The sequence below is a fragment of the Enterobacter cloacae complex sp. SHL022 genome (genome assembly GCF_049237785.1).
Lineage (GTDB): Bacteria > Pseudomonadota > Gammaproteobacteria > Enterobacterales > Enterobacteriaceae > Enterobacter > Enterobacter hormaechei_C.
Genome location: NZ_JBMKJH010000013.1, coordinates 55,781 through 76,999 on the forward strand (window position 1 = coordinate 55,781; position 21,219 = coordinate 76,999).

Below are 21,219 nucleotides of genomic sequence, written 5' to 3' on the forward strand. Positions count from 1 at the left end.
ATTGCTACAGGCGTACAACATGCAGGGATACAGAGCGGGAAATGAATCGTAGCGCGCGGCGCAAAATGCTCAAAGTGGTCGGGATTATCATGGTAGTTATGCTGCCGGTGATGCTTGCGCTATGGTTTGCCCAGCTTAGTGCAGTGTCGGAAATCAGCGCCCAGCTGCGCACGTTTGCTGAACTTGCTTTAAATAAAACTGAACGGGTTATTCAACAGGTTGACCTGGCCCGGAAAGACGCGGAAAAATATCAGGGCAAAGTGTGTACGCCGGAGCATCGTCAATATATGTTGAACGTTTCCCGCGGTCGCCTTTTTGTTGCCGATTTAATTTATGCTGATGGCCAGGACTTTCTCTGCTCGACCCTTTTTACGCCGGAGCATCCTTACATCATCCCCGCTGCCAATTACACACGTAAACCCGACGTTGCTATCTATTATTTTCGCGACACACCATTTTTTAATGGTTATAAAATGATATATATGCAGCGCGGAAATTATGTCGCAGTGGTCAACCCGCTTTCATATAGTGAGGTGATGTCAGACGATCGTTCCCTGTCGTGGGGAGTGTATGACACCGTCAGCAATGCATTCTTTTCTGTGAGCCAGAAAGCCAATATTTCTTTATTGCATTCGATGCTTCGACATCAGGAAACGACTTTTCAGAAAGATGACCGTTTTTATACGATCGTAAAATCAGAGCAGCGGCCCATTGCGGCCATCGTTTCAACCTCCAGTGCCCGTTTTTATAAAACGCTTTATCATCAGGCTACCCTGACGCTACCGCTAGGGATAATTTGCAGCATTATTATTCTGCTGGTGTGGTCGCGTACACACCGTGAATTCAATTCGCCTGGCCGACTTCTGCACCGGGCGCTGAATAAACGCCAGCTGTGCGTCCATTATCAGCCCATTATTGATATTAAAAATAACCAGTGCGTGGGGGCAGAGGCGTTGTTGCGCTGGCCTGGATTCAACGGTCAGGTTATGAGCCCGGCGGAATTTATTCCCCTGGCAGAAAAAGAGGGGATGATTGAGCGCATTACGGATTACGTCGTGGAGGAGGTGTTCAGCGATCTGGGCCATTTTCTTGCCGCTCATCCCGATCTGTATGTCTCGATTAACCTGTCGGCGTCAGATTTCCACTCTTCACGTCTTATCGCCCTGATCTCCGACAAAGCCCGCTTTTACTCGGTTCGCGCGCAGCAGATCAAAATTGAGGTGACGGAGCGGGGGTTTATTGACGTGCCGAAAACCACGCCGGTCATTCAGGCGTTTCGTCAGGCGGGGTATGAAGTGGCGATTGATGATTTCGGAACCGGCTACTCTAACCTGCATAACCTCTATTCGCTGAACGTCGATATCCTGAAAATCGACAAATCCTTTATCGATACCTTAACCACCAACAGCACCAGCCACCTGATTGCCGAGCACATCATTGAGATGGCGCAAAGCCTGCGGCTGAAAACCATTGCGGAAGGGGTCGAGACGGGGGAGCAGGTGAGCTGGCTGCTGAAGCGTGGCGTACAGTATTGCCAGGGATGGCACTTCGCGAAAGCGATGCCGCCCCAGGCATTTATGGCCTGGCAGCAGCAACCCTTGCGTTAACACGCATTAATTGAGCTGATGGCGGTAGTCGCTCGGCGTACGGTCAAACTCGCGGCGGAAGACGCGGGAAAAGGTCTGCTGCGACACATAGCCCAGATCCATTGCGATATCAAAAATGGGCCGCTGCGTTGAGCGTAACGCCTGCGCCGCCAGCAGGAGCCTGCGCTGGCGAATGTAATCACCCAGCGTTTGATGCATTACGGTGCGGAACATTCTCTGTAAATACCATTTCGAATAGCCCGACTTTTTAGCGACCACATCAATGTTCAACGGCTGGTCGATATGTTCATCAATCCATTCAATAAGCGTCTGAATAATTTGCTGATGCGACATAAGGTTACCCCTCTGTGGAGACATCTGTCCTGGTTGATTCGTCATTTTCTCTGCGGGGGAGTATAATTCCTCAAGTTAACTTGAGGTAAAGAGGTTTTATGGAAAAGAGATTACCGCGCATCAAAGCACTGTTAACCCCCGGTGAAGTGGCTAAGCGAAGCGGTGTGGCGGTGTCGGCGCTCCACTTCTATGAAAGCAAAGGGTTAATAAAAAGTATCCGTAACGCCGGAAACCAGCGGCGCTACACGCGCGATGTGCTCCGCTACGTGGCGATTATCAAAATTGCGCAACGTATCGGCATTCCTCTGGCCACCATTGGTGACGCGTTCGGCGTATTGCCGGAAGGGCACTCACTGAGCGCGAAAGAGTGGAAGCAGCTGTCGTCCCAGTGGCGAGAAGAACTGGATCGTCGTATTCACACGCTGGTGGCCCTGCGCGATGAACTGGATGGCTGCATTGGTTGCGGGTGTTTATCACGTAGCGATTGCCCGCTGCGTAACCCGGGTGACAGGCTGGGCGAGCAGGGAACAGGGGCACGGTTGCTGGAGGAGGATTGAGAGGTGTTTGCCGGGTGCTTCGCTTACCCGGCCTACGCTCTCGGTTTTGTAGGCCGGGTAAGGCGCAGCCGCCACCCGGCAACAAACATAAAGAACTAAAGCGCCACTAAGGGCGCTTTAGTTTTTTCCGGTCTTTGTCTTTCTCTCTATCCCGCTGGCTCACGGGAGGGTTTCCCCCGACATCAGTACCCCTCGTGTCGAGCTTGTGAAGGAGGTTCCGGTTTGTACTGACACTTTAATTTTATGCCCGGCCGCCGTTTTTGCCACCGGAGACGGTGAGATTTTAGCCGAATTTTTTTCGTGAAGTTGTTCAGTTTTCTATAGTTAAAAAGTATGAATCATCGGAGAACATCATGCTAACGGTCCACCACCTTAATCAGTCTCGTTCACATCGTGTCCTCTGGGCGCTGGAAGAGCTGGGTCTGACGTACGACATCGTGCGCTACCAGCGCGAAAAAACCATGCTCGCGCCAGACTCGCTCAAAAAAGTGCATCCGCTGGGAAAATCCCCGGTACTCGAAGATAACGGACTGGTTCTGGCCGAATCAGGTGCGATTCTGGAATATCTTCAGGAAACGTACGATTCGGCGTCACGATTCAAACCGTTAGATCCCGCCCATAAAGTGCAGTATCGCTTCTGGCTGCATTACGCCGAAGGGTCTTTGATGCCGCTACTGTTAATGAAGCTGGTGTTTAACAGCCTCGGCAAACCACCCGTCCCGTTTGGCCTGCGCACGCTGGGTAAGGCGCTGGGGCAGGGGGTGCAAAAAGCGTATCTCAACCGCCAGCTGGAAACGCATGCGCGCTTTATTAACGATCATCTTGCCGAAAACAGTTGGTTTGCCGGCGACACGCTGACCATGGCTGATATCCAGATGAGTTTTCCCCTCTTCGCCCTGCTGGCGAGAGGCGGCATCGACAATCTCGACCACATAGCGGCGTGGAAACAGAGAGTGGAGGCACGTCCGGGCTGGCAGACAACGCTTGCGAAAGGCGGCCCGCTGACGATCCCCGGCGAGGGATGAAATTTAACGAAATTGCGCATGGACGATAACGTTTGCGCATCCTCTGCTTAATTCTTCATCGTCATGAGGCAATTTTAGCGAAAAACGAGAAAGTTCAGTTGAAAAGGGCGGGTATTAGGCTAGATAATCGTTTGCCTTAATTTGACCACCCGTTTGTAAGCGCGGAGCTAAACGTTTGCTTTTTCTGTGACGCCCTTTCGTCGCAAACGCAACACAAGGATTTGACGTTTAGCTGGCAGTGGCGTCTCCACCTCGCTTACGGACTTCCTAAAAAACTCTCAGGGGATGTTTTCTATGTCTACGCCATCTGCGCGTACCGGCGGTTCACTTGACGCCATGTTTAAAATTTCTGCTCGCGGCAGCACCGTGCGCCAGGAAGTTGTTGCCGGTCTGACCACGTTTCTGGCGATGGTGTACTCCGTCATCGTGGTGCCGGGCATGCTCGGCAAAGCGGGCTTCCCGCCAGCGGCGGTCTTCGTTGCCACCTGCCTGGTTGCGGGTGTGGGTTCGATTGTGATGGGCCTGTGGGCGAACCTGCCTCTGGCGATCGGGTGCGCCATCTCCCTGACCGCGTTTACCGCCTTCAGCCTGGTGCTGGGCCAGCAGATCAGCGTCCCGGTAGCGCTCGGCGCCGTGTTCCTGATGGGCGTGCTGTTCACCGTAATTTCAGCAACCGGCATTCGTAGCTGGATTTTGCGCAACCTGCCGCAGGGCGTGGCGCACGGCACCGGCATCGGTATTGGTCTGTTCCTGCTGCTGATCGCTGCCAACGGCGTCGGCCTGGTCATCAAGAACCCGCTGGACGGCCTGCCGGTTGCGCTGGGTAACTTCGCGAGCTTCCCGGTGATCATGTCGCTGGTGGGTCTGGCGGTGATCATTGGCCTGGAAAAACTGAAAGTGCCGGGCGGCATTCTGCTGACCATTATCGGCGTGTCCATCGTCGGCCTGATCTTCGACCCGACCGTTCATTTCTCCGGGATTTTCGCCATGCCGTCGCTGAGCGATGACAAAGGCAACTCCCTGATTGGCAGCCTGGATATTGTGGGCGCGCTGAACCCGGTGATCCTGCCAAGCGTGCTGGCGCTGGTAATGACCGCGGTGTTTGACGCCACCGGCACCATCCGCGCGGTGGCCGGTCAGGCGAACCTGCTGGATAAAGACGGACAGATTATTGACGGCGGCAAAGCGCTGACCACCGACTCCCTGAGCAGCGTTTTCTCAGGTCTGGTGGGTGCGGCGCCTGCGGCGGTGTACATTGAGTCCGCAGCGGGTACGGCGGCGGGCGGTAAAACCGGCCTGACGGCCATCACCGTTGGCGTACTGTTTCTGCTGATCCTGTTCCTCTCTCCGCTCTCTTATCTGGTGCCAGCTTACGCGACCGCACCTGCGCTGATGTACGTTGGCCTGCTGATGCTGAGCAACGTGGCGAAAATCGACTTCGCGGATTTTGTTGATGCCATGTCCGGCCTGATCACTGCGGTATTCATCGTGCTGACCTGTAACATCGTGACCGGCATTATGATCGGCTTCGCCTCGCTGGTGATTGGGCGTCTGGTCTCCGGTGAGTGGCGCAAGCTGAACATTGGGACCGTGGTCATCGCCGTTGCGCTGGTGGCGTTCTACGCGGGCGGCTGGGCCATCTGAATTGACTTTTTATGCGAAAACGGGTGGCTAAGGCCGCCCGTTTTTATTTTCAGGACTCATCCTGTTGCCTTTTACGTTACTCTGGAGAGGATAGAATAAGAGGCACGACGCCTCAGGTTTGGCTTATAAGAAACACAGCAAACAGGGAACGCATGGAAATTTTCTTCACAATACTCATCATGACCCTTGTGGTCTCATTATCCGGGGTGGTTACACGCGTACTGCCCTTCCAGGTCCCCCTGCCCTTAATGCAAATAGCTATCGGCGCGCTGCTGGCGTGGCCGACGTTCGGTCTGCACGTGGAGTTCGATCCGGAACTGTTTCTCGTGCTGTTTATCCCGCCGCTGCTGTTTGCCGATGGCTGGAAAACGCCGACGCGCGAATTTCTGGAGCACGGGCGAGAGATCTTCGGCCTGGCGCTGGCGCTGGTGGTCGTCACCGTGGTCGGGATTGGTTTCCTGATCTACTGGGCCGTACCAGGGATCCCGCTCATCCCCGCCTTTGCGCTGGCTGCCGTGCTGTCGCCTACCGACGCCGTGGCGCTGTCCGGCATTGTGGGTGAAGGGCGCATTCCAAAGAAAATCATGGGCATTTTGCAGGGCGAGGCGCTGATGAACGACGCCTCTGGCCTGGTCGCCCTGAAGTTTGCCGTGGCGGTTGCCATGGGCACCATGGTCTTTACCGTAGGCGGCGCGACCCTGGAATTCTTCAAGGTGGCGATTGGCGGTATCCTCGCGGGCTTCGTAGTGAGCTGGCTGTACGGACGCTCGCTGCGCTTCCTTAGCCGCTGGGGTGGTGATGAACCGGCGACGCAGATCGTCCTGCTGTTCCTGCTGCCGTTCGCCTCTTACCTGATTGCCGAACATATCGGCGTGTCGGGCATTCTGGCGGCGGTAGCTGCGGGGATGACCATCACCCGCTCCGGCGTGATGCGCCGCGCACCGCTGGCGATGCGCCTGCGTGCAAACAGTACCTGGGCGATGCTCGAGTTTGTCTTTAACGGCATGGTGTTCCTGCTGTTGGGCCTGCAACTGCCGGGCATTATGGAATCCTCGCTGATTGCGGCCGAAGCGGATCCAAACGTTGAAGTCTGGATGCTGTTTACCGATATCGTGCTCATCTACCTTGCACTGATGCTGGTGCGTTTCGGCTGGCTGTGGACGATGAAGAAATTCAGCGTTCGCTTCCTGACCAAAAAGCCGATGGAGTTTGGCTCGTGGACTACGCGCGAGCTGCTGATTGCCTCATTCGCGGGCGTTCGCGGGGCGATCACCCTTGCTGGTGTCCTCTCCATTCCTCTGCTGCTGCCGACGGGTGACGTCTTCCCGGCGCGCTACGAGCTGGTGTTCCTGGCGGCGGGCGTGATCCTCTTCTCCCTGTTTGTCGGCGTGATTATGCTGCCGATTCTGCTGCAACATATTGACGCGGGTGACTCCTCGCAACAGCACAAAGAAGAGCGGATTGCCCGTGCGGCGACGGCGGAAGTGGCGATTGTCGCCATCGAGAAGATGGAGGAGCGTCTGGCCGCCGATGCCGAAGAGAACATTGATAACCAGCTGCTGAAGGAAGTCAGTTCACGCGTGATCGGTAATTTGCGTCGCCGTGCTGACGGACGTAACGACGTGGAAAGTTCGTTGCAGGAAGAGAACCTCGAACGCCGTTTCCGCCTGGCGGCGCTGCGCTCCGAGCGTGCCGAGCTGTATCACCTGCGCGCCACGCGGCAGATCAGCAACGAGACGTTGCAAAAGCTGCTGCACGATCTGGACCTGCTGGAAGCGTTGTTGATAGAGAATCAGTAGCGCGCTTTGCCCCCTCACCCTATGGGGAGAGGGGTTGGGGTGAGGGGTCAGGGCACCCAAAACCCCTCACAGCATTGCAACCACGCCTGCGCGCTGTGCGACAGATAGACCCCTTCACGCCAGATCATCCCCAGCTGCCAGTGCAGGTCGCTCTCCAGCGGGATCCAGCGCAGCGTGTTTTTATCCAGCCGCTCGCAGATCGGCTGCGGCAGAATGGCAATCCCCACGCCCGCCTGTACCATCGCCGCCAGAAAATCCCACTGGCCGCTGCGCACCGCAATGCGCGGCTTTACGTTGTGCTGGTTAAACAGCGCCATCAGCTGGCGGCTTAAGGCAAAATCTTCGTTGTAAATCAGCAGCGGGTGTTCGCCGAGCAGCTCGGGTTTTACTGAGTCTATCTTCAGCCAGTCGCCGGAGCGCGGCACCAGCACGCACAGCGGGTGGCTGAACAGCGGCAGCGTCGCCAGGCCGCTTTCCTCCTCTACGGGAAGGGCCGTCATGGCCACGTCCAGTTCACCGTTCATCACCGCCTGCTGCACGGTCAGGCCGCCAAATTCAGAAATTTTTAGCTCAACGACGGGGTAGCGCTGGCGAAACAAGCTTATCGGCCCGGCCATCATCATGCCGACCATCGGCGGAATACCGAGCCGCAGCAGCCCTTTTGTCAGGTGGTTGATGTCCCCAAGCTCGGCCTCCAGCTGGCGGAACTCTGCCAGAATGGCCAGCCCGCGCTCGAACACTACGCGACCGGTATCGGTCAGCAGTAGCTTGCGCCCGTCGCGGATCAGCAGCGTACAGTTCAGCTCATCTTCGAGGTTTTTCAGCATCTTGCTGATGGTCGGCTGGGTTACGAATAACTTCTCCGCTGCGCGAGTAAAACTTTGCTGGCGAACCACCTCGACAAAATAGCGCAGCGTTCTTATGTCCATGATTATTCCTCGAAACTATACCTTCGATGATTTTAATTCATTTCAGTCGATACCGTACGCTCACTATACTGGCGCCTCGTCTCATTTCTGAGGAAAACCCCCATGGCCGTGGCGTTAAGCCGTGTTACGCCTGCCGTTGTGCAACGACTTCAGTTACCGGTTCAGGTACTGCTCTACGCGGGACTGTTTGTTTTCGCGGAATATCTTGTCGACTGGCTGCATCTGCCTTTACCCGCCAACCTGGTGGGGATGGTGCTGATGCTGACGCTGATCCTTTGTCGCGCGTTGCCCCTTAACTGGGTGCGCGCCGGGGCGCGCTGGCTGCTGGCGGAGATGCTATTGTTCTTTGTGCCGGCCGTGGTGGCGGTGGTGAATTATGCACAACTGCTGATGGTCGACGGCTGGCGCATCTTTGCGGTTATCGCCCTGAGCACGCTGATGGTGCTGGGCGCCACCGCCTGGGTGGTGGATAAGGTGTATCGCTTTGAAATCAGCAGGCAGAAGCATGACTAACTTTCAGATAAGCCTGCTGTGCCTGATTGCGACAGTTGTCATCTACTTTGCCAACAAGCGCCTGTATCGCCGCTTTCGCGCGCTGCCGCTGATGCCGTTGGTCTTTACGCCGATCCTGCTGGTGCTGATGCTGGTCTTCGGCCATATCTCCTGGCAGAACTACATTGGCGAATCCCACTGGCTGCTGTGGCTGCTCGGCCCGGCGACCATCGCCTTCGCCGTACCCGTTTATGACAACCTCGCTATTATCAGACGCCACTGGATGTCGCTCAGCGCGGGCGTCGTCACCGCGACGGTGGTGGCGGTGTGCAGCTCGGTCTGGCTGGCGCGCCTGTTTACCCTGTCGGATGAAATCCAGCGCAGCCTGGCGGTGCGTTCGGTGACCACGCCGTTTGCGCTGGCAGCCGCCAAACCGCTCGGTGGCCAGCCGGATCTGGTGGCGCTGTTTGTGGTGGTGACGGGCGTCTTTGGGATGGCGGTGGGCGATATGCTGTTTCTGCGGCTTTCTATTCGGGAAGGAATGGCCAAAGGCGCGGGATTTGGCGCGGCGTCGCACGGCGCGGGCACGGCACGTTCCTATGAGCTGGGACAGCGGGAGGGCGTTGTCGCGAGCCTGGTGATGATGCTTTCGGGCGTCACGATGGTGCTGATCGCACCGCTGGTGGCGTGGGTGATGTTTTAAGCTCCCCGGCCAGAATGGCCGGGGAGAAAGGTTTAGTGCGCGCGGCCCTGCTCAACGCCAAGACCGGTTTGTGAACGAATAAACTGGGCGCGGAATTTCTCGCGCTCCAGGTTACCTTCCGGCGAATTGTCGGTAGCCGAGAAGACCCAGATACCGACAAACGCCACGGCAATGGAGAACAGCGCCGGGTATTCATACGGGAAGATAGCGCTTTCGTGACCGAGGATCTGCACCCAAATCGTTGGGCCCAGAATCATCAGGATCACCGCCGTCAGCAGCCCCAGCCAGCCGCCAATCATCGCCCCACGGGTGGTCAGTTTTGACCAGTACATTGAGAGCAGAATGATCGGGAAGTTACAGCTTGCCGCAATCGAGAAGGCCAGCCCGACCATAAAGGCGATGTTCTGCTTCTCGAACAAAATCCCCAGCAGGATGGCGACGACGCCCAGCACCAGCACGGTGATTTTGGAGACTTTTAGCTCATCGCGCTCGCTCGCGCCTTTACGGAAAACGTTGGCGTAGAGGTCATGCGAGACCGCCGACGCGCCGGCCAGCGTCAGCCCTGCAACCACCGCGAGGATGGTGGCGAAGGCCACGGCAGAGATAAAGCCAAGGAACAGGTTGCCGCCCACCGCGTCGGCCAGATGCACCGCCGCCATGTTGTTACCGCCGATAAGCGCGCCCGCCGCGTCTTTAAACGCCGGGTTCGCCCCCACAAGCATGATCGCGCCAAAGCCGATAATAAAGGTCAGGATATAGAAGTAACCCATAAACCCGGTGGCGTAGAACACGCTCTTACGCGCTTCACGCGCATCTGACACCGTGAAGAAGCGCATCAGGATATGCGGCAGACCTGCGGTACCGAACATCAGGCCGAGACCGAGCGAGAGCGCGGATATCGGATCTTTCACCAGCCCACCCGGGCTCATGATCGCTTCCCCTTTCGGATGCACTGACATGGCTTCGGTAAACAGATTATTGAAGCTGAACCCAACGTGCTTCATCACCATAAAGGCCATAAAGCTGGCGCCGAACAGCAGCAGTACCGCTTTGATGATCTGTACCCAGGTGGTGGCCAGCATGCCGCCGAACAGGACATACATCACCATCAGCACGCCCACCAGCACCACCGCGATGTGGTAGTTCAGGCCGAACAGCAGCTCGATCAGCTTACCCGCACCCACCATCTGCGCAATCAGGTACAGCGCCACCACCACCAGCGAACCGCAGGCGGAGAGGGTACGAATCGGCCCCTGCTTCAGGCGATAGGAGGCGACGTCAGCAAAGGTATAGCGCCCCAGGTTACGCAGGCGCTCGGCAATCAGGAACAGAATGATCGGCCAGCCGACAAGGAAGCCGAGGGAGTAGATCAGGCCGTCATACCCTGAGGTATACACCAGCGCGGAGATCCCAAGGAACGAGGCGGCAGACATAAAGTCTCCCGCAATCGCCAGACCGTTCTGGAAGCCGGTGATGTTGCCGCCCGCGGTGTAGTAATCGTTACGGGAGCGCACGCGTTTCGACGCCCAGTAGGTGATATACAGCGTCAGCACCACGAAAATCAGGAACATGATAATCGCCTGCCAGTTGGTTGGCTGGCGCTGGACCTCGCCGGTAATGGCATCTGCTGCATGGGCAGCAAAGGGAAGTGTGGCGGCGAGCGCCGTCAGAATTCTCTTCATGATGCTTTTACCTCGCGCAGAACTTCTCTGTTAAGACGATCGAATTCACCGTTCGCACGCCAGACGTACACACCCGTGAGCACAAACGAAATGATGATAACGCCAATCCCAATCGGAATACCGCGCGTGACGCTGGTACCCTCATGCAGCGGGGTGCCCAGCCAGTGCGGCGCAAAGGCGATCAGCAGAATAAAGCCGACGTAGATAATTAGCATGATGATGGAAAGCAAGAAGGCAAACCGTTGCCGTTTTTCGACCAGCTCCCTGTAGTGCGCACTATTCTCTATCTGCTGACAAATATCGTTATTCATCACAGAAATCTCCAGAAGTAAGGTTGGTTTGTTTTATCCCCTCTCCCCTATGGGGAGAGGGTTAGGGTGAGGGGAGAGGGAGAAAAAAATTATGAAGGCATTGCGATGGCCTGCTTCTCTTCGAGCAGTTTGTCCACCACGCCAGGATCCGCGAGCGTTGAGGTATCACCGAGGTTGCTGGTGTCGCCTGCCGCGATTTTGCGCAGGATACGGCGCATAATCTTGCCGGAACGGGTTTTCGGCAGCGAGTCGGTCCAGTGCAGCACGTCCGGCGTGGCAAGCGGGCCGATCTCTTTACGCACCCAGTTGCGCACCTCGGTATACAGCTCTGGCGACGGCTCTTCGCCGTGGTTCAGGGTGACGTAGGCGTAGATCGCCTGGCCTTTGATGTTGTGCGGAATGCCGACAACCGCCGCTTCGGCAATCTTCGGATGCGACACCAGCGCAGACTCAATCTCCGCCGTGCCCAGACGGTGGCCAGAGACGTTCAGCACGTCGTCCACGCGTCCGGTGATCCAGTAATAACCGTCTTCATCCCGGCGCGCGCCGTCGCCGCTGAAGTACATGTTTTTGAAGGTCGAGAAGTAGGTCTGCTCGAACCGCTCGTGGTCGCCGAACAGGGTACGCGCCTGGCCAGGCCAGGAATCGACGATCACCAGATTGCCCTCGGTGGCGCCTTCCTGCGGATTGCCTTCGTTATCCACTAGTGCAGGCTGTACCCCGAAGAACGGACGGGTGGCCGAACCGGCTTTCAGCTGCGTGGCGCCCGGCATCGGGGTGATCATAAAGCCGCCGGTTTCGGTCTGCCACCAGGTGTCCATCACCGGGCACTTCTCGTTGCCGATCTTCTTCCAGTACCACTCCCAGGCTTCCGGGTTGATCGGCTCGCCCACGGAGCCGAGGATGCGCAGGGAAGAGCGGTCCGTGCCTTCGATGGCTTTATCGCCTTCCGCCATTAATGCGCGGATCGCCGTTGGCGCGGTGTAGAGAATGTTGACCTGATGCTTATCAACCACCTGGCACATACGCGCCGGCGTTGGCCAGTTCGGTACGCCTTCAAACATCAGCGTCGTTGCGCCGCAGGCCAGCGGGCCGTACAGCAGGTAGCTGTGGCCGGTGACCCAGCCCACGTCGGCGGTACACCAGTAGATGTCGCCCGGATGGTAGTCGAAAACGTATTTAAAGGTGGTGGCCGCGTAAACCAGATAGCCGCCGGTAGTATGCAGCACGCCTTTCGGCTTGCCGGTGGAGCCGGAGGTATAAAGAATAAACAGCGGATCTTCCGCGTTCATCTCTTCCGGCTGATGCTGGTCGCTCGCTTTTTCAATCAGATCGCTCCACCACAGGTCACGCCCCTCGTGCCAGTCGATTTTGCCGCCCGTGCGTTTGAAGACAATGACGTTACTGATGGATTTCACGTTCGGGTTTTTCAGCGCTTCATCAACGTTTTTCTTCAGCGGAATACCGCGCCCGGCGCGCACGCCCTCGTCAGCGGTGATCACCAGCTTCGAATTCGAGTCGACAATACGCCCGGCAACCGCCTCCGGCGAGAAGCCGCCGAAGATAACGGAGTGGATCGCGCCGATGCGCGCGCAGGCCAGCATCGCCACCGCCGCTTCCGGCACCATTGGCATATAGATCGCCACTACATCGCCTTTTTTAATGCCCTGGGCCAGCAGCACGTTGGCAAAGCGGCACACGTCGCGATGCAGTTCTTTATACGAGATGTGTTTACTCTGAGAGGCATCGTCGCCTTCCCAGATGATGGCCGTTTCGTTGCCGCGTTCGGCAAGATGGCGGTCCAGGCAGTTCGCCGCCAGGTTCAGCGTGCCGTCTTCATACCATTTAATGGAGACGTTGCCCGGCGCGAAAGAGGTGTTCTTTACCTTCTGATAAGGTTTGATCCAGTCGAGGATGTGACCCTGCTCACCCCAGAACGCGTCAGGGCTGGAAACGGACTGCTGGTATTTCTCCTGGTACTGCTCCGGACTTATCAGGCAACGGTCCGCAATGTTTGCGGGAATGTCGTGTTTGTGTATTTGGCTCATGGCTTTTTTTCTCCTTGTAAGATGTTAATAATATGTCGCAAAAACGTTAATAGTAGGGGCTTTACAAGCTTTGTTTAGTATTTGGGCGACAGATCACGCAATGTCTGAAGAGTATGAAAATTGAGCGAATGAAACTTTGAAGGGAAATAATTCATCTGAAGAATTATTCACTTTTTTGAAGTGAAAATATTTTGTATAACAAACGGTTATTTATGCGAATTGCTATAAATTACCGACAATGACACTTTTTGCAGTGAAATGCCTTGTTCTTTAAGGCTTGCGCAGCATGCCGTGCAAATGATACTCATACGGCGCGTTAAAAAATCCCATAAACCAACGCAACACAATTCATACCCTTTCAGTATGTCTCCATATTCATGCAGTTTTGATGGTGCGGAGATTTCATTGAGGAAGTCATTTTCTATGAAAAATTTGAAAGTCAGCCTGGCCTGGCAGATCCTGCTGGCCCTTGTGCTGGGCATCTTGCTGGGCAGTTACCTCCATTATCATAGCGACAGTCGCGAGTGGCTGATTGCGAACCTTCTCTCCCCTGCGGGCGATATCTTTATTCATCTGATCAAGATGATTGTTGTGCCGATTGTGATCTCGACGCTGGTGGTCGGTATCGCGGGTGTTGGTGATGCGAAACAGTTAGGCCGCATCGGCGTTAAAACCATTCTCTATTTCGAAGTGATCACCACGGTTGCCATCGTACTTGGCATCACCCTGGCGAACGTGTTCCAGCCTGGTGCCGGGATCGATATGTCGCAGCTGGCGACGGTGGATATTTCGAAATACCAAAGCACAACCGCCGATGTGCAGAGCCATTCGCATGGGTTGATGGGGACTATTCTCTCGCTGGTACCGACCAACATTATCGCGTCCATGGCGAAGGGCGAGATGCTGCCGATCATCTTCTTCTCGGTACTCTTTGGCCTGGGGCTTTCTTCCCTGCCCGCGACGCACCGTGAACCGCTGGTGACCGTGTTCCGCTCTATCTCCGAAACCATGTTCAAAGTCACCCACATGGTGATGCGTTATGCGCCGGTCGGGGTGTTCGCGCTGATTGCGGTGACCGTAGCGAACTTCGGCTTTGCCTCCCTGTGGCCGCTGGCGAAGCTGGTGATTCTGGTGCACTTCGCGATTCTGTTCTTCGCGCTGGTGGTGCTGGGCATTGTGGCGCGCCTGTGCGGGCTCAGCATCTGGATCCTGATCCGCATCCTGAAGGATGAGCTGATTCTGGCGTACTCCACGGCAAGCTCCGAGAGCGTACTGCCGCGTATCATTGAGAAGATGGAGGCCTACGGTGCGCCGGCGTCCATTACCAGCTTCGTTGTACCGACCGGTTACTCCTTCAATCTGGATGGTTCAACGCTGTATCAGAGTATTGCAGCGATCTTTATCGCGCAGCTGTACGGCATTGACCTGTCGCTGTGGCAGGAAATCGTGCTGGTTCTGACGCTGATGGTGACTTCAAAAGGGATCGCAGGCGTGCCGGGCGTCTCCTTCGTGGTGCTGCTGGCGACGCTGGGCAGCGTCGGTATTCCGCTGGAAGGCCTGGCGTTTATTGCCGGTGTGGACCGTATCCTCGACATGGCGCGTACCGCGCTGAACGTGGTGGGTAATGCCCTGGCGGTACTGGTAATCGCTAAGTGGGAACACAAGTTCGACCGTAAAAAAGCGCTGGCGTATGAACGCGAGGTACTGGGTCGTTTTGATAAAACGGCTGACCAGTGATGTAAAAAGCCGGGTGGCGGCTTCGCCTTACCCGGCCTGCATAAGCCGTAGGCCCGGTAAGCGCAGCGCCACCGGGCAACAATTTACTCCCCGCTCAATGCATCAAACTCTTCACACCCGGTATCAAACCCTTCGGTACAGCTCAGGTTTAACCAGTAAAGCGCTTTCTGCTTATTCGGTGTGATAAAGCCTTTCTCACCCTGCCTGAACAGCATTCCTGCCCAGTACTCCGCATAGCCCGTCCGGGACAGAGCCGAACTCCGCTTGAACCACGATGCGGCCTGCACGTCATCCTGAGGAACTTCAACGCCGTTGGCATAGATCAGCCCCAGCAGCTGTTGCGCGTCTACCGCCGAGTCGCTATCGATGTCTTCGGTCGCCGATTGCAGCAGTGCGATGGCCTGCGGGTAGTCGGTTTTGCCCGCCTGCGTGTTCACCAGCACACGCGCCAGCATGATCGCGCCGCGTTTGCTGCCCGCAATGTTTGCCTGTTGGGCCAGGGCTTTAGCCTGCGCATAGTCACCCTGCGAAAAGTGGATTTGCGACAGCAGCGCCATGGCGTCGACATCACCGCCTTTTGCCGCTTTTTCCGCCCACAGCGCCGCCTGCGCGCTGTCGCCGGAACTGAACCAGGTATCGGCGAGATAATACTGCGCGCGCGCATCGCCCGCTTCAGCCTGCTTTTTATACTGGCTGCCTATCTCATCGGCATGGGCAAACGCGGTGAAAAATAACAACATCAGAAAAAGGATTTTCATGGATTCTTATCATCTGTGTACACGCCGCGCAGTATAATCGCGGCGACAGAAGAAAAAAACGGGTGCGTTAAGACCTCAGCATCCCACAAGCCGGGCAGAACACGCGTTCCGCCCGAAGAGGTTAGGCTGCGTTACAGGCTAATTTCGCCGCCACCTCCTGATGTTCACTCTTTATTGAAAACTCGCAGAGCCTGCCGCGAGTAATAAAGGTAAAGATCACTATCGTCAGGCAAACAATAAAGACGATGCCTAACGCAGTTTTTAATGGCGTCATGCCTTTTACTCCTTGTCAAAAAAAGAATAAGAGGCTACTCTCAACTTGTTGGAGTTGAGGGAGTAGCCTCGGGTAAATGAAAATTTCCCGGGGCTTTCTACTTTCTGTCCCTCAACAATGCTCAAGACAGAAAGTCTTAAGCACCCGCCGCACATCTTATCCCTCTGAATTAAAATGCAAAGATGTAATTCTATTCTGCGTAAATTACATTATTTCTGCGAGCCGCTTTCCAGAATAATAATTTCTATTTCTTATGAATTAATCGGAAATAAAAAGGGAGTGAATATATCACTCCCTTTATTCAACGATAAATTAACGGCTTCAACCCATTGCGCTTTCGCGCAGTCGGGCTTTCAGCTTGTTATATTCGTCGATCACATACTGTTCCGCAGCGTGTTGATCCGCAATGGGCTCCACGTTTACGGCGCAGTATTTATACTCCGGCGTTTTGGTTATCGGGCTTAAGTTCTCGGTCACCAGCTCGTTGCAGGCGCCAATCCACCACTGGTAGGTCATATAGACTGCCCCTTTGTTCGGACGGTCGCTGACCTGCGCGCGGGTAATGATGCGGCCTTTACGCGAATTCACCCACACCAGCGCTTCATCTTCAATACCGAGCCGTTCGGCATCGGCGGTGTTGATCTGCGCGTAACCCGGTTCATCCGCCAGCGCCGCCAGCGCGGCGCAGTTGCCGGTCATGGAACGGCAGGAGTAGTGGCCCACTTCACGCACGGTGGAGAGCACCATCGGATACTCGTCGGTGAGCTTATCGATCGGCGCGACCCAGTCGCAGGTGAAGAACTGCGCCAGCCCGTTCGGGGTGTCGAACTTCTCTTTAAAGAGGAATGACGTCCCCTGATCGGATTCTGACTCATCCCGGCACGGCCACTGGATGTAGCCCAGCTCACCCATTTTTTCATAGGTTGCCCCATAAAAGTCCGGGCACAGATGCCGCAACTCGTCCCAGATCTCCTGGGTGTTGTTGTAGTGCATCGGGTAGCCCATGCGGGTGGCGATTTCGCTGATGATCTGCCAGTCCGTTTTCAGATCCCATTTCGGCTCGACGGCCTTGAAGAAGCGCTGGAAGCCGCGGTCTGCCGCCGTATAGACACCTTCATGCTCGCCCCAGGAGGTCGACGGCAAAATCACATCCGCCGCTGCCGCGGTTTTGGTCATAAAGATATCCTGAACAATCACCAGCTCCAGATCCTCAAAGCCTTTGCGCACTGCGGACAGTTCGGCGTCGGTCTGGAGCGGATCTTCACCCATGATGTAGGCCGCACGCACTTCACCGTGCGCCGCGCGGTGCGGCAGCTCGCTGATGCGATACCCGGTGTGTGCCGGCAGGCTCTCCACGCCCCAGGCCTTCGCAAACTTCTCGCGGTTTTCCGGGAATTTGACGTACTGGTAGCCCGGATAGGTGTCCGGCAGCGCGCCCATATCACACGCACCCTGCACGTTATTCTGACCACGCACCGGGTTCACGCCCACATGCGCTTTACCCAGATTGCCGGTCAGCATGGCGAGGCTGGTGAGCGAGCGCACGGTTTCCACGCCCTGGTAGAACTGGGTCACGCCCATGCCCCAGAGAATGGCGGCGGTTTTTGCCCCGGCATACATTCTGGCCGCCTGACGAATCTCCTGCGCGCTGACGCCGGTTATCGCTTCGACGGATTCAGGCGTATAGCCCTCGACTATTTTCTTATACTCTTCAAAGCCTTCTGTACGGGTCGCGACAAACGCCTGGTCGTACAGGTTCTCCTCAATAATGACGTGCCCCATTGCGTTCAACAGCGCGATGTTTGAACCGTTTTTCAATGCAATGTGCATATCCGCAATGCGCGCGGTTTCAATTTTGCGCGGATCGCAGACGATGATTTTCGCCCCATTCTGTTTAGCGCGAATAACGTGGTTCGCGACGATAGGGTGAGAATCCGCCGGGTTATAACCAAAGATGAAGACGAGATCGGTATTATCTATCTCGTTGATGGCATTACTCATTGCGCCGTTACCGACCGACTGGTGCAGACCTGCAACCGATGGGCCGTGTCAGACGCGAGCGCAGCAGTCGACGTTATTGGTACCAATAACGGCGCGCGCGAATTTTTGCATCACATAGTTGGTTTCATTCCCGGTTCCGCGTGAGGAGCCGGTGGTCTGAATCGCATCCGGGCCATACTTGGCCTTGATGGCGCTGAGGCGCGTGGCGACGTAATCCAGCGCTTCATTCCAGGAGACGGCTTCCAGCTTGCCGCCGCGCTCGCGGCGGATCATAGGGGTTTTCAGGCGCGGGGTGAGGATTTGGGTATCGTTAATAAAATCCCAGCCGTAATATCCTTTCAGGCACAGCGTGCCCTGATTGGTTTTACCCTGCGCCGCTTCCGCCCGGACGATTTTGCCGTTATTGACCACCAGGTGGATCTTGCAACCTGAGGCACAATAAGGGCAAACCGTGACGACTTTTTTCATCACTTTGCTCCAGTTAAACAGTTCTTACCTGCCCAATATGCAGCTTCTATGCCATGTTTTTATTATGGGTATTTCCTGACTTTACGACCCTTTGCGTGGCAAAACCCTGACGAAAAACAGCCAATCGTCAAAATTGACGTGTCGAAAGGGCAGGGGATGTGACATGGATTGAATTTCCGTCACGTAAAAAACAATTCGGCTGGAGCCGGCGGCAGAATGGTTCAGACTTAACATAATTCCCTGACGGAAGCATGCGATGAAACCGGCGATTCTGGTGGTTGACGATGATGTCGCAGTCTGCGAACTGCTACAGGATGTGCTCAGCGAGCACGTCTTTACCGTACTGACGTGTCACTCTGGGCAGGACGCGGTGAACCGTGTCCAGCAGGACTCCGGCATTGCGCTGGTTCTGCTGGACATGATGCTGCCGGATATCAACGGATTACAGGTTTTACTGCAACTGCAAAAGCAGCGACCATCGCTACCGGTGGTAATGCTGACGGGGCTGGGAAGTGAATCAGATGTGGTCGTCGGGCTGGAAATGGGCGCTGATGATTACATCGGAAAACCGTTCAATCCGCGCGTGGTGGTCGCCCGCGTTAAGGCGGTGCTGCGTCGTACCGGCGCGCTGGACGCGGAGCCTGCCGCGCCGCGCGTTGAAGGTATTGCCTTTAACGGCTGGACGCTGGACACCACCCGCTGCGAGCTGAGCGATCCGCAGCGTAATACCGTGCCGTTAACCCAGGGCGAATATGGCCTGCTGCTGGCATTAACGCAAAACGCCCGCCGGGTACTGAGTCGTGAACAGCTGCTGAAGCTGACCCACAGCGAAAGCGCCGAGGTCTTTGACCGCACTATCGACGTGTTGATCATGCGGCTACGGCGAAAAATTGAGGTCAATCCGCACCAGCCTCTGCTGATCAAAACCATTCGCGGTCTGGGCTATGTTTTTGCCACGGACGTTTCCCATCATGAGAAAGCCGCCTGACCGTTCTCCTGAATAAACGCCTGAAGCTCGGCCAGCGTTTTCGCGCCGTCAATCGCATTAGCCGCCAGCAGGCTGGCCCGCGCGCAGGCGTGCGCCAGATAAATACTCTCCGTCAGCGGCAGGGATTCATGGCAGCCGTATAAAAAGCCCGCGCAAAACGCGTCGCCCGCGCCGACGCTGCCGATAATCTCGTCCTGCGTCAGCTTCCACGACGGAACCCATTGCCCTTTTTCACCCGGCGCTTCACCCCATGCCCCTTCCGGACAGTGGATCACCACCCGCTGTCGCACGCCTGCCGCCAGCAGTTGTGTGGCAGCGTCGGCGATATGGGCCATGTTCAGCGCATCATGGCCGTCACGGATCTCAAGCCCGCTAAACTCACCGGCTTCCAGCTCGTTAATCACCAGATAATCAAGATGGCGCAGGGCAGGGAGCACCAGCGGCTGATAGCGCGGATCGCCCTTGCGGGACACCAGATCGAGCGAGGTTTCATACCCCTGATCGCGCATCTGTGCCAGTAACCGCGCGCTGCGGGTGCCAAATTCCTCGTCCGGCATGTCCAGGCTGTCGAGCAGCAGCAGGTAGCCGAGATGGAAGATCTTCAGCGATCCGTCTAAACGATCGAAGGCGGGAAGATCCAGCAGGCGGTTGGCGCCCGGCGAGTGGAAAAAAGTGCGCTGTCCGCTGGGGTCGGTCATCACCTGCGACATCGACGTTGGGGCGAACGTTGTACGCTCCACGCGCTGGCGATTGACGTGATACTGGTCGAGCATCGCCAGAATATAGTCTCCGTCGCTGTCTTCCCCAATCAGCCCCACCGCCTGTAACGGCAGGCCGACGTGCATTTTCGCCAGCGTCAGCAGAACGTTGAGCGGCGCACCGCCGGTTGAGCGCTCACTGTGGGTGATTTCCGCCAGCCAGCCGCGCTCCGGCCACTGTACGATCTGGTGGACGTGATCCACCAGCATGTTGCCTGCGGCGATAATCCCTTTGCGTTCCATTATGCCTGCCCCGCGCTGCCGAAGATGCGCATCTGTTCCGCAACCGTATCGGTAATGGCCTCTTCAATGCCCAGCAGCAGCTCTGCAAATTCATCGTACAGCGGCTGGCGGTTTGCCATGCGCTGCTCAACGGCGGCGAGCGCGGCCTGCGACATGCCGGTATAAAAGTTGATTTTATGAATGCCCAGCTCGATGGCGCGGCGGAAATCAGTATCGCTTATGCCAGAGCCGCCGTGTAAAACCAGCGGCAGGCCCGTCTGCTGTCGAATGGCGTCCAGACGCGGGAAATCAAGCTTCGGCTCGCCCTTGTATTTGCCGTGCGCGTTGCCAATGGCGACCGCCAGCGCGTCGATACCGGTTAAATCGACAAACTCGCGCGCCAGCTGCGGATCGGTGAAGAAGGCTTCATCCGCATGCCCGTAAAGCGCACCCCCTTCATCACCCCCGACCGCGCCCAGCTCCGCCTCTACCGAGACGCCCACCGCATGGCACATCTTCACCACTTCCCGCGTCTGGCGGATATTTTCCTCATAGCTCAGCGTCGAGCCGTCGAACATCACCGAGCTGAACCCTAAGCGCAGGGAGCGCACGACGGCCTCAAAATGCAGCCCGTGGTCGAGGTTAAGCACCACGGGAATATCGTGACGGGCGGCTTCGAACTTCACTGCTTCGACAAGCGACTCCAGAGACACGTACTTAAAATGCACTTCGGCGATGTTGATGATGAACGGCGAGCGTTCCTGTTTCGCGGCGGCAAACAGCGCACGCAGGAAGTGGGAGTCGAGCACGTTGAACGCGCCCAGGGCGTAGCGGTGTTCCCTGGCGTGGGCCAGACCATCGGCAAGAGAAATCAATGGCATCA

General features: G+C 56.5%; 19 protein-coding genes. 9 read left to right on the forward strand and 10 right to left on the reverse strand.

Translation table 11 applies throughout. The features are described 5' to 3' along the window. Positions 1–41: 41 nt before the first annotated feature. Positions 42–1,607 carry an EAL domain-containing protein gene (locus ACOTZD_RS20960; protein WP_003860279.1) on the forward strand — a complete coding sequence of 522 codons (1,566 nt, stop codon included), beginning with the start codon at positions 42–44 and terminating at the stop codon, positions 1,605–1,607. Positions 1,608–1,613: 6 nt separating this feature from the next. Here ACOTZD_RS20960 and soxS read toward each other — a convergent pair whose 3' ends face one another. After that, positions 1,614–1,940 (reverse strand): superoxide response transcriptional regulator SoxS, encoded by a 327-nt coding sequence (gene soxS, locus ACOTZD_RS20965; RefSeq protein WP_003860277.1) that lies wholly within the window; start codon positions 1,938–1,940, stop codon positions 1,614–1,616. 98 nt (positions 1,941–2,038) lie between these two features. On the opposite strand from soxS, the gene soxR reads away from it, so the two are divergent. From soxR to ACOTZD_RS20985, 4 genes are all read left to right on the forward strand, one after another. Next, entirely contained in the window at positions 2,039–2,497 is a 459-nt protein-coding gene (gene soxR / locus ACOTZD_RS20970; RefSeq protein ID WP_003860275.1) for a redox-sensitive transcriptional activator SoxR, read from the forward strand. Between the two features lie 353 nt (positions 2,498–2,850). Beyond that, positions 2,851–3,522 carry a glutathione S-transferase family protein gene (locus tag ACOTZD_RS20975; RefSeq protein WP_003860274.1) on the forward strand — a complete coding sequence of 224 codons (672 nt, stop codon included), beginning with the start codon at positions 2,851–2,853 and terminating at the stop codon, positions 3,520–3,522. A 294-nt stretch (positions 3,523–3,816) separates the two neighbouring features. Continuing rightward, positions 3,817–5,166 (forward strand): guanine/hypoxanthine transporter GhxP, encoded by a 1,350-nt coding sequence (ghxP, locus tag ACOTZD_RS20980; RefSeq protein ID WP_023315228.1) that lies wholly within the window; start codon positions 3,817–3,819, stop codon positions 5,164–5,166. Between the two features lie 152 nt (positions 5,167–5,318). Beyond that, positions 5,319–6,965 (forward strand): Na+/H+ antiporter, encoded by a 1,647-nt coding sequence (locus ACOTZD_RS20985; protein WP_003860270.1) that lies wholly within the window; start codon positions 5,319–5,321, stop codon positions 6,963–6,965. 47 nt (positions 6,966–7,012) lie between these two features. Here ACOTZD_RS20985 and ACOTZD_RS20990 read toward each other — a convergent pair whose 3' ends face one another. After that, complete coding sequence (locus tag ACOTZD_RS20990) at positions 7,013–7,894, reverse strand: LysR family transcriptional regulator (protein ID WP_174402298.1); 882 nt, start codon at positions 7,892–7,894, stop codon at positions 7,013–7,015. Between the two features lie 102 nt (positions 7,895–7,996). On the opposite strand from ACOTZD_RS20990, the gene ACOTZD_RS20995 reads away from it, so the two are divergent. Next, the gene (locus ACOTZD_RS20995) at positions 7,997–8,407 is read left to right on the forward strand and encodes a CidA/LrgA family protein (protein ID WP_174402299.1); all 411 of its coding nucleotides are present in this window, start codon (positions 7,997–7,999) and stop codon (positions 8,405–8,407) included. Next, the gene (locus ACOTZD_RS21000; protein WP_063979026.1) at positions 8,400–9,089 is read left to right on the forward strand and encodes an LrgB family protein; all 690 of its coding nucleotides are present in this window, start codon (positions 8,400–8,402) and stop codon (positions 9,087–9,089) included. The genes ACOTZD_RS20995 and ACOTZD_RS21000 overlap by 8 nt, the downstream gene beginning before the upstream one ends. Before the next feature lie 32 nt (positions 9,090–9,121). Here ACOTZD_RS21000 and actP read toward each other — a convergent pair whose 3' ends face one another. The 3 genes from actP to acs all read right to left on the reverse strand — a co-directional run bounded on the left by actP (position 9,122) and on the right by acs (position 13,130). Further along, entirely contained in the window at positions 9,122–10,771 is a 1,650-nt protein-coding gene (gene actP / locus ACOTZD_RS21005; protein ID WP_023324016.1) for a cation/acetate symporter ActP, read from the reverse strand. Then, positions 10,768–11,082 (reverse strand): DUF485 domain-containing protein, encoded by a 315-nt coding sequence (locus ACOTZD_RS21010; RefSeq protein WP_032608251.1) that lies wholly within the window; start codon positions 11,080–11,082, stop codon positions 10,768–10,770. Before ACOTZD_RS21010 ends, actP begins: the two co-directional genes overlap by 4 nt. 89 nt (positions 11,083–11,171) lie before the next feature. Then, positions 11,172–13,130 (reverse strand): acetate--CoA ligase, encoded by a 1,959-nt coding sequence (gene acs / locus ACOTZD_RS21015; RefSeq protein WP_022650235.1) that lies wholly within the window; start codon positions 13,128–13,130, stop codon positions 11,172–11,174. A 423-nt stretch (positions 13,131–13,553) separates the two neighbouring features. On the opposite strand from acs, the gene gltP reads away from it, so the two are divergent. Next, positions 13,554–14,867 carry a glutamate/aspartate:proton symporter GltP gene (gltP, locus tag ACOTZD_RS21020; RefSeq protein ID WP_003860256.1) on the forward strand — a complete coding sequence of 438 codons (1,314 nt, stop codon included), beginning with the start codon at positions 13,554–13,556 and terminating at the stop codon, positions 14,865–14,867. Between the two features lie 83 nt (positions 14,868–14,950). Here gltP and ACOTZD_RS21025 read toward each other — a convergent pair whose 3' ends face one another. The 3 genes from ACOTZD_RS21025 to fdhF form a co-directional block, all read right to left on the reverse strand. Then, positions 14,951–15,625: a tetratricopeptide repeat protein gene (locus ACOTZD_RS21025; protein ID WP_045337022.1), complete on the reverse strand. Its 675-nt coding sequence runs from the start codon at positions 15,623–15,625 to the stop codon at positions 14,951–14,953. A gap of 121 nt (positions 15,626–15,746) precedes the next feature. Continuing rightward, on the reverse strand, positions 15,747–15,899 hold the full coding sequence (locus ACOTZD_RS21030; RefSeq protein ID WP_045337020.1) for a Hok/Gef family protein: 153 nt from the start codon (positions 15,897–15,899) through the stop codon (positions 15,747–15,749). A gap of 321 nt (positions 15,900–16,220) precedes the next feature. After that, entirely contained in the window at positions 16,221–18,368 is a 2,148-nt protein-coding gene (gene fdhF, locus ACOTZD_RS21035; protein WP_080336071.1) for a formate dehydrogenase subunit alpha, read from the reverse strand. Between the two features lie 256 nt (positions 18,369–18,624). On the opposite strand from fdhF, the gene ACOTZD_RS21040 reads away from it, so the two are divergent. Then, on the forward strand, positions 18,625–19,356 hold the full coding sequence (locus ACOTZD_RS21040; protein WP_003860246.1) for a response regulator: 732 nt from the start codon (positions 18,625–18,627) through the stop codon (positions 19,354–19,356). Here the strand turns inward: ACOTZD_RS21040 and ACOTZD_RS21045 are convergent. Then, positions 19,338–20,357: a carbohydrate kinase family protein gene (locus ACOTZD_RS21045; protein ID WP_174402300.1), complete on the reverse strand. Its 1,020-nt coding sequence runs from the start codon at positions 20,355–20,357 to the stop codon at positions 19,338–19,340. The genes ACOTZD_RS21040 and ACOTZD_RS21045 overlap by 19 nt on opposite strands. Further along, a complete protein-coding gene (locus tag ACOTZD_RS21050) occupies positions 20,357–21,217 on the reverse strand; it encodes a ketose 1,6-bisphosphate aldolase (protein ID WP_045343503.1) in 861 nt (286 codons plus the stop codon). The genes ACOTZD_RS21045 and ACOTZD_RS21050 overlap by 1 nt, the downstream gene beginning before the upstream one ends. Positions 21,218–21,219: the final 2 nt, after the last annotated feature.

What these genes read in the sequence shown, in the direction of transcription:
- ACOTZD_RS20960 (WP_003860279.1), top strand. Translation starts at nt 42, where the DNA reads ATGAATCGTAGCGCGCGGCGCAAAATGCTCAAAGTGGTCGGGATTATC.
- soxS (WP_003860277.1), bottom strand. Translation starts at nt 1,940, where the DNA reads ATGTCGCATCAGCAAATTATTCAGACGCTTATTGAATGGATTGATGAA.
- soxR (WP_003860275.1), top strand. Translation starts at nt 2,039, where the DNA reads ATGGAAAAGAGATTACCGCGCATCAAAGCACTGTTAACCCCCGGTGAA.
- ACOTZD_RS20975 (WP_003860274.1), top strand. Translation starts at nt 2,851, where the DNA reads ATGCTAACGGTCCACCACCTTAATCAGTCTCGTTCACATCGTGTCCTC.
- ghxP (WP_023315228.1), top strand. Translation starts at nt 3,817, where the DNA reads ATGTCTACGCCATCTGCGCGTACCGGCGGTTCACTTGACGCCATGTTT.
- ACOTZD_RS20985 (WP_003860270.1), top strand. Translation starts at nt 5,319, where the DNA reads ATGGAAATTTTCTTCACAATACTCATCATGACCCTTGTGGTCTCATTA.
- ACOTZD_RS20990 (WP_174402298.1), bottom strand. Translation starts at nt 7,894, where the DNA reads ATGGACATAAGAACGCTGCGCTATTTTGTCGAGGTGGTTCGCCAGCAA.
- ACOTZD_RS20995 (WP_174402299.1), top strand. Translation starts at nt 7,997, where the DNA reads ATGGCCGTGGCGTTAAGCCGTGTTACGCCTGCCGTTGTGCAACGACTT.
- ACOTZD_RS21000 (WP_063979026.1), top strand. Translation starts at nt 8,400, where the DNA reads ATGACTAACTTTCAGATAAGCCTGCTGTGCCTGATTGCGACAGTTGTC.
- actP (WP_023324016.1), bottom strand. Translation starts at nt 10,771, where the DNA reads ATGAAGAGAATTCTGACGGCGCTCGCCGCCACACTTCCCTTTGCTGCC.
- ACOTZD_RS21010 (WP_032608251.1), bottom strand. Translation starts at nt 11,082, where the DNA reads ATGAATAACGATATTTGTCAGCAGATAGAGAATAGTGCGCACTACAGG.
- acs (WP_022650235.1), bottom strand. Translation starts at nt 13,130, where the DNA reads ATGAGCCAAATACACAAACACGACATTCCCGCAAACATTGCGGACCGT.
- gltP (WP_003860256.1), top strand. Translation starts at nt 13,554, where the DNA reads ATGAAAAATTTGAAAGTCAGCCTGGCCTGGCAGATCCTGCTGGCCCTT.
- ACOTZD_RS21025 (WP_045337022.1), bottom strand. Translation starts at nt 15,625, where the DNA reads ATGAAAATCCTTTTTCTGATGTTGTTATTTTTCACCGCGTTTGCCCAT.
- ACOTZD_RS21030 (WP_045337020.1), bottom strand. Translation starts at nt 15,899, where the DNA reads ATGACGCCATTAAAAACTGCGTTAGGCATCGTCTTTATTGTTTGCCTG.
- ACOTZD_RS21040 (WP_003860246.1), top strand. Translation starts at nt 18,625, where the DNA reads ATGAAACCGGCGATTCTGGTGGTTGACGATGATGTCGCAGTCTGCGAA.
- ACOTZD_RS21045 (WP_174402300.1), bottom strand. Translation starts at nt 20,357, where the DNA reads ATGGAACGCAAAGGGATTATCGCCGCAGGCAACATGCTGGTGGATCAC.
- ACOTZD_RS21050 (WP_045343503.1), bottom strand. Translation starts at nt 21,217, where the DNA reads ATGCCATTGATTTCTCTTGCCGATGGTCTGGCCCACGCCAGGGAACAC.